This is a genomic window from Microbulbifer maximicatervae (SeqCode) (genome assembly GCF_052467505.1).
The window spans coordinates 5331466-5344745 of the sequence record NZ_CP174313.1; the positions used below are offsets into that span (position 1 = coordinate 5331466).

Here is a 13280-nt window from a genome sequence, read left to right on the forward strand (position 1 = left end):
TCATGTTGATCTGTAAGGGAATACACCATGGCTCGCAACAAGGTACAGTTCCAGAAGGGTATTAGTTTGACCCAATTCCTTAAAGCTTATGGTACAGAAGAGCAGTGCTTCGATGCTCTCTGTCAATGGCGTTGGCCAAATGGCTTCTGTTGCCCTCACTGCGGACATGACAAACATTGCAACCTCGCTTACCGCAAGCTCAAGCAATGTAACCGGTGTCGACGTCAGACATCGATTACTTCTCGTACGATATTTGACTCCACCAAACTGCCCCTTACTACTTGGTTTCTCGGTATCTTTCTGATTACCCAGGATAAGAAGGGTATTTCCTCTATGGAGCTGGCTCGTCATCTGGGTCTCTCTTACAACGCTGCCTGGCGTATGAAGCAGAAACTCATGCAGGTGATGATGGAGCGGGACCAACAGTACAAGCTATCCGGTTTTATTGAATTGGATGATGCCTATCTCGGTGGTGAACATACTGGATGCAAGCCGGGGCGCGGAGCTAAGGGTAAAACTCCCTTTGTGGCTGCCGTTGAAACTACCAAAGATAGACGTCCTACTCGTATCAAGCTCTCTATTATCAAGGGCTTCAGGAGCAGTGAGATTTCTACCTGGAGCAAAAAGCATCTTTGCAGCGGTAGCATGGTTATCTCAGATGGCCTTGCATGCTTCAATGCTGTCACAGAGGCTAATTGTGTACATGACAAGATTGTTTGTGGTGGTGGTCGAGCTTCTGTTGAAGAGCCTGAGTTCTATTGGGTGAATACGGTACTCGGCAATCTAAAAAGTGCACTGCGTAGTACCTACCATGCGATTAGGCCGAAATATGCGCAGCGATATTTGGCAGAATTTCAATATCGATTTAATCGACGGTTCGACTTATCAGCACTCATTCCAAGACTTTTTTTTTCTCTCTTCGGACACCTCCAATGCCGGAAAGACTGCTGAAAATTGGCTTAGTATAGGTGGTAATTAGGCAGAGTTTTGAACACCCTCGCTAGAGGTGGTATCGCTATACTTTATCAGCTTAATTCTAAGGTATTACATTTACCTAAGCCCTTTGCTCGAATCCGTTTAACATTGATATTTATTAAATGACGGATCACGAAGCGAAATAGTAATTTCTTAATGCCAGTTAAATTACTTCCATAGAGCAGATAAAAATCATCAGGTTGCGTATAAACTCCGAAATCGTCTGCGATACCTTCTTTCTGTATAAATGTATCTTTATCCTCCCAGTCAATGGGTGGGTTTTGTAGGCATTTTGTGGCAATACCATAGCCTTTAAACTCAGAGCATTGATTACGGAACCCTTCTTGGACTTTGTTCAGGTATGGGCGGTCGATAATATATCCTTCAAGGTTGATCCACCTATCATTTGAATATACTTCAACCCAGCTGTGGATAATTCGTTCAGGTACGATATAGAATAGATAACTAGGTATGGCACCTTTCTGAAGGTCTTTAAAAATAGTAAATCCATGAATGCGTGTAGGAATGCCAACAGCGCGAAGCAAAGCCATTAGCAATGTTCCTTTAGTGTTACATTGTCCGTACCCGTCTTTCAGTACCCTGCTAGCCGGAATACGATCATCACTATTGTAACCAAATAAAATATCATCACGAACAAACTTATAGATGGCACCAATGGCGTCATACTGAGATAGCTTACGCCATTTCTTATTTTCAATTAACATCTGAATGGTTTTATTCTCAAAGTCAAGCATAGGGGTTTCTGATAAGTATTCACGAGTAAGTGTCTTCATTCATTTGTTCTCCAAGGTAAGTTATAATGTGGGCTTATTTAAACTCTGCCCTCTCGTATAATTGAATAAACCTCCTAAGACTTCACGAAAGCTCTCTTATCAAAATCATTCCTAAATGAATGTCGCATAGACTTTTATTTGGGCTGCTTATTCAAAGTTAATCCCCCACTTTCATGCAAGGTTAACGGTTCCTGAAAGAATTTTAATCTACTTAATGAATTTAACATTAGTATTATGATCTCGCATCCCGATTACTTGAAGAATATAGCCCTTTTAAAGCTCTACCTTTCCAACCCAAATTCCGTGGACTATGGGACCGATAGACTCCTTACTAGTGTAAGTGTCGTTAACTGTAAATTGACCTCTTCTAGAGGCTGACTCCTCACTTGGAGAGAAGGTGTGACCAAATAGCCACTTTGGGGTTAATGATAACTTTAGGGCAGTGAGTTAAGTTGAGGTGTCTGAATTTACTTGCTAGAATCCCATTCAGTAGATTCTGGTCTCTTTGTAACTTTTATGAATGTAGTTCGACTATCATTTCTATTAATTGTGCTTATGGTCTTTCAGACCGCAGGTGCATTCTATGATAGCCATGAAGAAGTTCAGGAGGTAACGAATCACCTGTCTCTACATCATGATGAAGATCTGCCCGGCAATTTACCGTTTCAACCGGACAGCTCCCCTTCTGATTTAAGCTTACAGATCCCCTCCAGCGGGGATGAGGCTGATCAATCTTCGTTTCTTCTGGATTTATGTAATCACTGCTGTCATTGCCATGGAAGTACCTTTACCGCCCTGGTAGGTCAATCATTACTCTCTATTCTGAGCGGAATCGTTAATTATCGAGAATTCGGCAATACACGTGTTCCCAGTGGTTATTTTACCCCTCTACTCCGCCCACCTATAACCCAAGTCTGATTGCTCTAATGCCGCGCGAGTAAGGAGAGCTACAAGGCCCCCTTGCGCAATTAAAAACTGACTTGGGAGATACCCATGGATTTTTACTGCACGCTCACTGAGAGTGTGATTCGTCGTCGTGCCATATTCCAGTTGATGGTGGCGATAATGTATTTAGCTGCGCAATCAGTATCCGCGCAGGAGGGGGATTTACTGACATTACCAGATGCGATTGAGCTGACGCTCGCACAGAATCCGGAGCTTGCGGTATTCCCATTACAGAGAAGAGGTCTAGATGGTGCTGAAGAGACTGCAGCACTGCGGCCTGCGTTAAGCCTAGGAGGTGAGGCTCAATACAAGAACTTTGGTGATGGTGGCTCCAATAATGCGCCAGATCCCGAGGATGATGCCGACAATGAGCTTGAGTTGACGGTAACTTTATCCTCCGTAATTGAGCTAGGAGATAAACGTAGAGCTCGAATAGATGTAGTCAATGCCCAGCGTAATTTACTGATCGCGGATGAGCAAGCTAAGGCGCTAGATCTTCTGGCAGAAGTTATCCGTCGCTATGCTCAGGTTCTTGCTGCCCAGGAATTAGCTGTATTGGCTAGGGAGAAGGTATTACTCGCACGTGAAACGCTAAGCGCTGTCAGCGCCAGAGTCAGCGCTGCTGCTAGCCCGGTTTCTGAACGCCTACGAGCGGAGTCCGCCCTGACAAAAGCAAGCCTCGCTAAGCAGACGGATGAGAGCATGCTAGTGTACTACAGGCATGCCCTATCGGCTCTGTGGGGACAGCCGAGTATAGATTATCGAGTAGACTCCAGTGAGCTCTATCGTTTTGAGCCCGGCGCTAGTTTTGAGGAACTTTATGCGCGTGCGCAGGAAAACCCAGCTATAGCGCGCTTTGCTTCCGAAGAGCGACTGAGTGCTTCACAGCTTCGTCTCACCCAGTCCAACTCAAAGCCTGATGTTGGATGGTTTGCAGGTCTTCTCGTGAATCGGGCTGTTGACGAAACTACAGCTTTAGCTGGTTTCGAAGTTCCACTCTTTACCGCAAAACGCAATCGTGGTGCCGAGCTAACAGCAATGACTGAATTGGATGAGGTTATGCTCCGTCGTGAGGCGGCATTACTACAACTTTATCCTCAGCTATTTCTTGCCGTAACCGGTCGCGAACAGGCCCTGGCTACTGTCTCCAGTTTGCAGGATTCTGTAATCCCTAAGCTTCGCGAGGCATTGACTGAAGTAGATCGTGCCTATCGTCGTGGCCGGAGTTCTTATCTTGACTTAATTGTTGCTCGGGAAGAGTTGCTCGATGCTGAACGTGCACGAATCGAAGCAGCGCGGTCTGTACTTCTTTTCGGCGCTGAGATTGAGCAGCTTACAGCAGGGCCTTTAGGTTCCGAGAGTGTAGGAAGCGGAAAATAATTTTGGATTTAGATATGAGCAGATTAAGTAAAGTAATTCGCCTGGCAATATTATCCATACTCCTCATTTTCTCTGGATTTTGGATTGCAAGCCTGGGTCATGCAAATGGTGGTCATGATGAACATGTTAAGCAAGATGAAGAGCTGGGCTCCAATGATAGCCATGATGAGCATGATGAACAGGAAGGGAAACAATTCTCTAGTCATGGACATAGTGATAACCATGGCGGACATGATGAGCATCAGGAGGAAAAGGGCCCCAATGGTGGCCGTTTACTGACTGAGGGGGATCTAACGGCCGAGTTGCTTATTTATGAAAGTGGTGTAAAGCCAGAGTTTCGAGCCTGGATTTCTCTTAATGGTAAACCTTTAGAGAATGCTCGTGTTTCCGTAGAGCTTGAAAGACTTGGTGGAAAAGTGGATCAAATACCCTTTGCCTGGGAGGATAGTGTTGGGTATTACCGCGGTGAAGGCGTAGTAAAGGAACCTCACTCTTTTGATGTTGCCGTTTCTGTTTTTTACAACGGCGAGCGCACAAGTTGGGATTATGAGTCCCATGAAGGTCGAGTGCAGATCTCTGAACAAATGGCAAAAAAGGCAGGCATTAAAACTGCAATTGCTGCTCCAGGTATAATTAAAGAAAGCGTTACCTTATATGGTAAAACTGCGATAGATCATCGTAACCTCAGTCATGTGCGTGCACGTTACCCAGGAACCGTAATCACTGTTAAAAAAACGCTTGGCGATTTGGTAGCGAAAGGGGAAGAGCTTGCTTCTATCGAATCCAATGACAGCTTGCAAATTTATCCATTGGTCGCTCCTATTAGCGGTCAGATAATTGATAAGCAAGCCAGCCAAGGTGAATTCAGTGGCGAACGGGTGCTGTTTACCATAGCTAACTACGACCAGCTGTGGGCTGAGTTGCAAGTATTTCCGATGCGTCGCGATCAGATCAAATTAGGGCAACAGGTTTCAATTACAGCTGGTGAGCGTTCTTTTGAGTCAACTATCAGCAGCCTTGCTCCGAGCAGTAATGGTCAGCCCTTCGCGATTGCAAGAGCGGTGATTGAAAACCCCAATGAGCTCTGGACTACCGATCTAATGGTCCAAGGCCAAGTAGTAACCAATGAAAAATCTGTGCCTTTAGTGGTCGAGAATCGTGCACTACAACCTTTCCGCGATTGGACGGTGGTATTTATCAAAGTGGGAGAAACCTATGAAATTCGTCCACTAAAACTCGGCCGTAGCGACGGCACTGTAACCGAAGTGCTGAGTGGCCTCAATGAGGGTGATCGCTATGTCACCGAGAACAGCTACCTGATCAAAGCGGATATTGAAAAGTCCGGCGCTGCACATAGCCATTAAATGAGGCCAGAAGATGATTGAAAGTATACTGCGCTTCTCAATTGAGCGGCGCTACTTCGTACTGTCCCTGATCTTTGTATTGGTGGGCCTGGGGGTTTGGAGTTATCAGAGACTTCCAATTGATGCGGTTCCCGATATCACCAATGTTCAGGTACAGATTAATACCGAGGCTCCTGGTTATTCACCTTTAGAGGCGGAGCAGCGGATTACTTACACTGTGGAGGCGGCACTCGCCGGCTTGCCTAATTTAGAATATACCCGTTCGCTCTCTCGCTACGGTTTGTCCCAGGTCACTGTTGTTTTTAAAGAGGGTACAGATCTCTATTTTGCTCGGAACTTAATTAATAGCCGTCTCAGTAGTATTAAAAGTCATTTGCCTCCGGAGTTAGAGCCTGAAATGGGTCCCATTGCTACCGGACTCGGTGAGATTTTTATGTACACAGTGGAGGCTCTGCCTGGCGCCACCCAGCCCAATGGGCAGCCTTACGACGCCACTTCACTGAGGGAAATTCAAGATTGGATTATAAAACCGCAATTATCCTTAGTCCCCGGAGTTACTGAAGTTAATACCATCGGTGGCTATAACAAGCAGTATCACGTAACACCCGAACCTCGACAGATGCTTAACTTTGGCGTATCCATGGAAGATATCGCTCTAGCGCTGAGCCGCAATAACGAAAGTCGCGGCGCTGGTTACTTGGAGGGGAATGGACGGCAACTTCTGGTGCGTTCACCAGGGCAGTTGCGAAATATTGCCGAAATTGAGGATGTGGTAATTACCAGTCGCGCCGGGGTGCCGGTTAAAATTTCGGATGTAGCCGAAGTAGCTATTGGAAAAGAGCTTCGCACCGGTGCTGCCACTCGCGATGGTGAAGAGACCGTATTGGGCACAGCTATGATGCTGGTAGGGGAAAACTCCCGGGAGGTAGCTCGAAGTGTAGCGGAAGCCTTAAAGCGAATAAAATCAACCGTACCTGAAGGTATTAAGGTAGAGGCGGTTTATGATCGGACCACTCTGGTAGATAAAGCTATCGCTACAGTGCAAAAAAACCTTGTTGAGGGTGCGCTGCTGGTTATCGTGGTATTGTTCTTGTTGCTGGGAAATATTCGAGCCGCCTTTATTACTGCAGCGGTAATCCCGCTTTCCATGCTTGCCACCATTTTCGGCATGGTGCAAACGGGTGTTTCCGCCAATCTGATGAGTCTCGGAGCCCTTGACTTTGGCCTGATTGTCGATGGGGCCGTGATAATTGTGGAGAACGCGATTCGCCGACTTGCCGAAGCCCAGCATCGCAACGGAGGCAAGCTGCCCCTACAAGAGCGTTTGGAGCTAGTATTCCAAGCTACCAACGAAGTGATTCGCCCAAGTTTGTTTGGTGTTTTGATCATTACCGTGGTGTATATCCCTCTATTTTCGCTTACAGGTGTGGAAGGGAAGATGTTCCACCCCATGGCTGCCACTGTAGTGATGGCTTTACTCGCTGCACTGGTGCTTTCATTGACCGTTGTGCCTGCAGCAGTTGCTGTTTTCCTGACAGGTAAAATCAGTGAAAATGAAAACAAAGTTATTGTTGCGACCAAATCTTTATATAAACCACTGTTGATTGCTGCAATGAAAGTGCGCTGGTTAGTACTTTCTGGGGCTCTTGCATTAGTACTGTTCTGCAGCTGGCTTGCAACAACACTGGGTTCTGAATTTATTCCTCAGCTCAATGAGGGTGATATCGCTTTACACGCCCTGCGTATTCCTGGTACCGGTTTAGAGCAATCTGTAGAAATGCAAAGCTTGTTGGAGCAGCGTATTAAGGAGTTTCCTCAAGTAGATAAAGTATTCGCAAAAATTGGTACACCAGAAGTAGCAACAGACCCAATGCCGCCAAATGTAGCCGACAATTTTGTGATCCTGAAGCCCCGTGACCAATGGCCCGATCCGAAACTGCCCCAGGAACAATTGGTTGCTGAAATCGAAGAAGCTGTGCGTCAGTTACCGGGAAATAACTACGAGTTCACCCAACCAATCCAAATGCGCTTTAATGAACTAATTTCCGGCGTACGTGCAGACCTGGGTATTAAAGTATTCGGTGATGATCTGGATCAGCTGGTGGCTTCTTCAAATGAAATTCTCGGTGTGCTAAATGGAATTGAGGGTGTTGCTGATGCTCGTGTAGAACAAGTGGAGGGTCTACCGATTCTATCAATAGTGCCGAATCGAATCGCACTCGCCCGCTATGGAATAGATCTGCAAACCTTGCAAGATTTGGTTTCAGCGGCTATTGGAGGTGAAGAGGCTGGATTGATTTACGAAGGCGATCGCCGTTTTCATCTGGTAGTGCGTCTGCCGGAAGGCTTGCGACGAGACTATGAGAACCTTGGGGATTTACCTGTTCCGTTACCTACTGGTAGCCCATTGGGTAGCTATGTGCCCTTGTCAGAAGTTGCTAACTTGGAAATGACCCCTGCCCCCAACCAGATCAGCCGGGAAAATGGTAAGCGCCGTGTTGTGGTAACTGCCAACGTCCGCGACCGTGATTTGGGGTCCTTTGTTGAAGAGGCGAAGAGCCGTATTGATCAGCAGGTCTCTTTGCCTGCAGGTTACTGGCTAGTATACGGCGGCACTTTCGAGCAATTGGAATCCGCCAGTACTCGCCTCTCAATAGTGGTTCCACTGACACTATTGGTAATTCTGGGACTTCTGGTGATGGCCTTTGGTTCATTCAAGGATGCCTTAATTATTTTCAGTGGAGTACCCCTGGCGCTTACTGGAGGTGTCTTGTCCCTATGGTTGCGCGATATGCCTTTATCTATTTCTGCTGGAGTAGGATTTATTGCACTATCTGGTGTGGCGGTGTTAAACGGTTTGGTAATGCTCTCCTTCATCCGACAACTTCGTCAGCAAGGTGGTGAGTTGCTCACATCCATTATCGATGGTGCTATGATCCGCCTGCGTCCAGTATTGATGACTGCGTTGGTTGCAAGTCTCGGTTTTGTTCCTATGGCTTTGAATGTAGGTACTGGAGCAGAGGTTCAAAGACCACTAGCTACGGTGGTAATTGGAGGCATAATTTCTTCTACTCTCCTAACCTTGTTTGTACTGCCATTGCTTTATCGGATAGTGCATGGAAGAGAAGGTATATTGAAAATATAAACATAATTTATGATGCTCACCTTTGCTTATATTTAGGTAGGGGTGAGCAAAATTTTAATGAAAATATTTAAGTGTTTGTTGGTTCATTTTTGAGCATGAAAGAAATGGATGCGCTTGATATTTATATAAGATAAATAGAAAATAATAGATGTTTCTATTGCCTCAATGGAGTGACGGGTTTTTAGTGTGTAGGTTTAGTATGAGTTTACTGCTTGCAGATTTTTATTCTAGTTCAATGCCAACCTTTATAGGTCCTAAATTGAGTGGGCGGAAGTGCTGGTGCCCTTGATCTCTGATTTTAGTGAATTGTAATTTGACTTCTCATGAGGTTGACTAATAAATATGATCTGAATTTTTAAAGAAAGACAGGATCTAGCCTCGAGAGAGAATTTGAAGTAAGTAATTGTTGATGTTTAAAACATAAATATCCCTAAGTGGAGTTCTGTTTAGAGAGGGCATGAATATGTCTGAATGTGGTTGCGGTGTAGAGCAAGCAGATAAATTAGAGAGAAGCACTTTAATGGTGCTGCTAGTGATCAACGCAATTATGTTTGTGTTTGAATTAATTCTTGGATGGTTTGCTCAGTCAACAGGACTGATTGCTGACTCTCTAGATATGTTGGCTGATGCTGCTGTGTATGGGATCTCTTTATTTGTTGTAGGTAGAGGGGTTATATATCAAGCTAAGGCAGCTAATGTCAGTGGAATAATTCAAATTATATTGGGATTGTGGGTGTTGTATGAGGTTTGTAGGAGATCACTTTTTGGAAGCGAGCCAGAAAGTATACTAATGATATCAATAGGGGCCTCTGCCTTGTTAGCAAATGTTGTTTGCCTCCTAATAATATCAAAGTATAGGGAAGGGGGTGTACATATGAGAGCCGCTTGGATTTTTTCAGCCAATGATGTTGTCGCAAATTTAGGAGTGATTGTGTCAGGACTACTAGTGGCGGTAATCGATAGTCGTTTTCCTGATCTTGCTATAGGCTTAATAATTTCGGCTGTTGTCACTCGAGGTGGTTTTTTGATTCTTAAAGAGGCGAGGGAGTCCACTCGAAAAGCCAAAATATCCTAAGTGACCTTAAGGTTTTAATAGTATGAGTAATATCAACTTCTTAGTGGCTTGTCTAAAATAGTTTGTAGATCAATGGGAGTCTTACCTGAAGATGCTTGTCACTAATTTCTGAGAGCAAAAGATGCAATGATCCCTTAAGGTTTGAGTTGGCGAACTTATGAGTGCTTTTCTCTCATAGAGCAGTTTTGTGCATCCATTTTAATGCGTTATGACATGACGCACTTTTTTCACCTTTGACCTAGATGGTCTAGGCAGAAATTTTATTATTATATGCTGCCGAATATTCCCTTACAGCCTCCAAAGGATCTAGTCGAAGTATTGTTAGGTGTTGAATATCTTTCATTGGGGCATAAAAGCCTAAGAAGTCCTCAAGTGTTTTTTTTATAGCTCTAAATTTTTAGCCGACTGTAACTAAAAATTGATACGTACCTTCTGTTGAAAAGAATATTGAGCCGCGACATTAATGTCTACTAGGTGAGCTTCATGGCAAAGTATGGTGCAATGCTTTAGATCGGTGATTTGATCTATATCTCTTCAGTCTTAAAGCCGTATGGCAAATAATTGTCGAGCAGCTGTTTCATCGAGTTAGATGTTTCAGAAAGTTCTCTGTCGCTCATATTCTATAGGTAATATTGGTAATGATAACGATTTTCAATTAAGTGTGTGGTTCTGTGCCTGTAAAAATTTATACTCTTCATAACTTCCGGTCTAGTGGATACTTTTGGTGGGAAAGTTGAGTTTAATAATTTAACACTAAGTTAGGGTGAAGTATGGGGCTTAATTGGGAGGTGGCTCGGAGGTACTAGGAAGGTGTTCTGTTTCTTTTGATACTAAATATCGCCATTGCTAGATGAAATAAGAAAATGTTACGTAGATTGCGTGTGCCGTATGCTCTCTCATTTTGCAAAGTACTCCTAAAGTTAGCTAGAAATCAGATCTTATCTTCAGCCACATCTACGAGGTTTGGTATGCGCTTTATAATTGAAGCCGATTTTGTAGTGCTTCTTTAAGCTGGCCGGCAAAGATAATGTTTTTCAGTTCATCGGCGGATGTAGGTAAATCTATCCCTGGTGCTCAGCTTTCAGCATTTTTAGTTTGGTGGATGCTTCTAAAGTGCCTGCTGAATAGATATTTTCCCATGGTAATAAAATGTGTAAGCACGATTGGGTATTTCTGAGGGATGTCTAAAGCGGTATTCTGGTTTTTTGTGTGTTGAAAATGGCCATTGTTTCTGTGGTTTTAATTGTGCAATAGGGAATCTCGCAAAGATAATGTGGATAATTTTTTATTGATAGTTAAAAAATAAAGAGTAATAAATAGATTATTATGGATGGTTGTCATAAATGAGACTGAGTTTTCTATTTTAGTCATGAGAATTAATGGCGTTTAGTTGGTGTAGGTAAAAGAAAAGGAGGTGGAAGTACAGTTGCGCCTTACTTGGTACTATTCTCCTTAAAGTAGATCGTTGTAATAAAAAAATATCCAATAAATTACTTGGTGTTGCGGGGCGTGTTGTTAATTGTGGTGTGGTTTATATGAATGTGATGTATCAATCTTTACTTAAAAATACGAATTTTCTGCTGAAAAATAGCAGGGAGATTAAAGATTGAGGAAAAACGACAATGTAAGCTTGAATATTTGTGCGAATTTACTCTACCCCTAAGATTGAATTAATTCTATTAAGCTTGTCATCAAATAGTTTATATTTGTTAATTGGCTGGTCACAATATGTTACCAAAATATAAGCTGTAATTTGCTGTAATTGGCGGCAAGGTGCTTTCTTGGGTTTCCCGTTGGGAGTCGGAGTTCAGGTGTGAGTGCAAGCTTCAATAGTAAAAAAAATATGTATAAAGCCTGTTCGTTTTGTTGTGAGTTCATGATCGCAAGATGATTTTTATGTGATTGGCGGACCGATTGTTCTGGCTAATTTTTAGAGGTAATTTGAAGGGGTAAGATTGTAAGTGGGTGTAAGTGAGAGGGGCTGGTCATGTAGCAAAAAAAAACCATACTACGCGGCAAGAAAAATAAAAAAATAAAGAAAATTACTTTGAAGTGATTGTTAAAATTTCTAATGTGTTTAATATTTCTCTCGGAAAATAATAAATAGAATCGATAAGTAGAGACTCTTGATGGTGGTCAAAGATTTACCCGGCAGATTTACCCGGCAGATTTACCCGGCAGATTTACCCGGCAGGTTTACCCGGCATGATTCCCGGATGGGTCTTTCAGTCGAGTTCTAAATTCTCTGATGTTTAAACCATTCTTAATTCAAGCTTTGAGGTTTTTGTTAAGTTTTTTGATATATATCAGCTTGATTAAAACAGTAAAAAAATAGCCTAAATGCCTCCGCATAGACGATTGAGGCCGTGTCTTATTTGACTTTAAAAATGGAGATTGAAATGTCGATACAGTTACAAAACATACTCAAGGAAAACGGGTTAGACCCTTTAAAGGTGGCACTGTCATCTGTGGCGGAACTCTATTCGATGACAGAGGATAACTTACTGGATTTCAAGACAGGCTTGATCCATGAGGCATTCGCTTATCACTATGAGAACAATGCTTTTTTCCGCTCCGCTTGCGATAGCAAAGGAGTGACACCGGATATGATCTCAACTCCAGCTGACCTGATCAAAATACCTCTGATTCCCATTGAGCTTTTTAAATCAAACGATAGCCATAAGTTACTTTCAGTCAGCCTACGTGATGTAGAGCTAGAAATGCGAAGCACAGGTACCTCTGGTATTCCCAGCGTTTCGCGCCGCTGCGCGGACACCGTTGACAATGCGGTGCTGGGGATTTACTCGATGTATCGCGAATTCCTAAAGATCTCCAAAGGTGCCGGCCTTTATCTTTGCCCCTCAACCGAGGAAATTCCTGAAATGGGCATGATCAAGGCCCTCAATATGCTCGCAGGTCTGCTGGACACTCATAGATTCATGGTTCGGCAAGAATCTTTTAAGCCCGAAGAGGCCTTAGAACAGCTTGAGGATTGGAATGATAAATTCAGTCGCCATTTGATTGGTCCTCCATTCCTGATCAATCGTTTTATCAGCTACCTCAAAGCTACCAACACCCGAATTAAACTCGATAAGAGTAGTTACATCATCACTCTTGGGGGGTGGAAGCGCTTCTCAGGCCAGATGTTGTCACGTGCAGAATTCAACAGTGAATGTATCGAGTACTTGGGCGTTGAAGAGAGCCAGATCCGTGACATCTACGCCTTGGTTGAATCCAATGTCATTGCTATTGACGATGAGTATGGAATCAAGCATGTCTCCCCCTTCGTTCATTTCTCGGTAAGAGACCCCAAACAACTAGATCGAGAGGTCGAACCGGGCCAGACCGGCCAATTGGCAATTCTTGACCCTCTCGCACGTTCGACGCCTGGTTTCATGCTTACTGAGGACTTGGTGCGACTGTTGCCTGAAGCGAGTCGTTCGGGAAGAAGTGGTCAACGCATGCAGTATGTAATGCGCCTACCTGAGTCAAAAGAATTTGGTTGCTGTGCGGTTAATTTAGATAAGCGGCTTGAAGATTTGGACGCAGAGCAGGCTGCTAGCGGCAGTTGTCCAGTCGTCGCCTAATTACAGCTGTCCAAG

The 13280-nt window shown here is 43.9% G+C and carries 7 protein-coding genes and 1 pseudogene; 7 read left to right on the forward strand and 1 reads right to left on the reverse strand.

What is annotated here, in order from left to right:
* Positions 1 to 27 precede the first annotated feature (27 nt).
* Positions 28 to 968: pseudogene (locus tag ACJJIN_RS23290) on the forward strand (IS1595 family transposase).
* A gap of 57 nt (positions 969 to 1025) precedes the next feature.
* Here the strand turns inward: ACJJIN_RS23290 and ACJJIN_RS23295 are convergent.
* Positions 1026 to 1769, reverse strand: coding sequence for a transglutaminase-like domain-containing protein (locus tag ACJJIN_RS23295; RefSeq protein ID WP_152454492.1), 744 nt, complete (start codon positions 1767 to 1769; stop codon positions 1026 to 1028).
* Between the two features lie 516 nt (positions 1770 to 2285).
* Between ACJJIN_RS23295 and ACJJIN_RS23300 the strand changes: the two genes are divergently transcribed.
* The 6 genes from ACJJIN_RS23300 to ACJJIN_RS23325 all read left to right on the forward strand — a co-directional run bounded on the left by ACJJIN_RS23300 (position 2286) and on the right by ACJJIN_RS23325 (position 13265).
* The gene (locus ACJJIN_RS23300) at positions 2286 to 2687 is read left to right on the forward strand and encodes a hypothetical protein (protein WP_282933837.1); all 402 of its coding nucleotides are present in this window, start codon (positions 2286 to 2288) and stop codon (positions 2685 to 2687) included.
* Between the two features lie 75 nt (positions 2688 to 2762).
* The gene (locus ACJJIN_RS23305; RefSeq protein WP_152454491.1) at positions 2763 to 4094 is read left to right on the forward strand and encodes a TolC family protein; all 1332 of its coding nucleotides are present in this window, start codon (positions 2763 to 2765) and stop codon (positions 4092 to 4094) included.
* A gap of 14 nt (positions 4095 to 4108) precedes the next feature.
* Entirely contained in the window at positions 4109 to 5458 is a 1350-nt protein-coding gene (locus tag ACJJIN_RS23310) for an efflux RND transporter periplasmic adaptor subunit (RefSeq protein WP_152456399.1), read from the forward strand.
* A 13-nt stretch (positions 5459 to 5471) separates the two neighbouring features.
* Positions 5472 to 8603: an efflux RND transporter permease subunit gene (locus tag ACJJIN_RS23315; RefSeq protein ID WP_152454490.1), complete on the forward strand. Its 3132-nt coding sequence runs from the start codon at positions 5472 to 5474 to the stop codon at positions 8601 to 8603.
* Between the two features lie 457 nt (positions 8604 to 9060).
* Complete coding sequence (locus ACJJIN_RS23320) at positions 9061 to 9678, forward strand: cation efflux transmembrane domain-containing protein (RefSeq protein WP_253868658.1); 618 nt, start codon at positions 9061 to 9063, stop codon at positions 9676 to 9678.
* 2399 nt (positions 9679 to 12077) lie between these two features.
* Positions 12078 to 13265 (forward strand): LuxE/PaaK family acyltransferase, encoded by a 1188-nt coding sequence (locus ACJJIN_RS23325; protein ID WP_152454489.1) that lies wholly within the window; start codon positions 12078 to 12080, stop codon positions 13263 to 13265.
* Positions 13266 to 13280 lie beyond the last annotated feature (15 nt).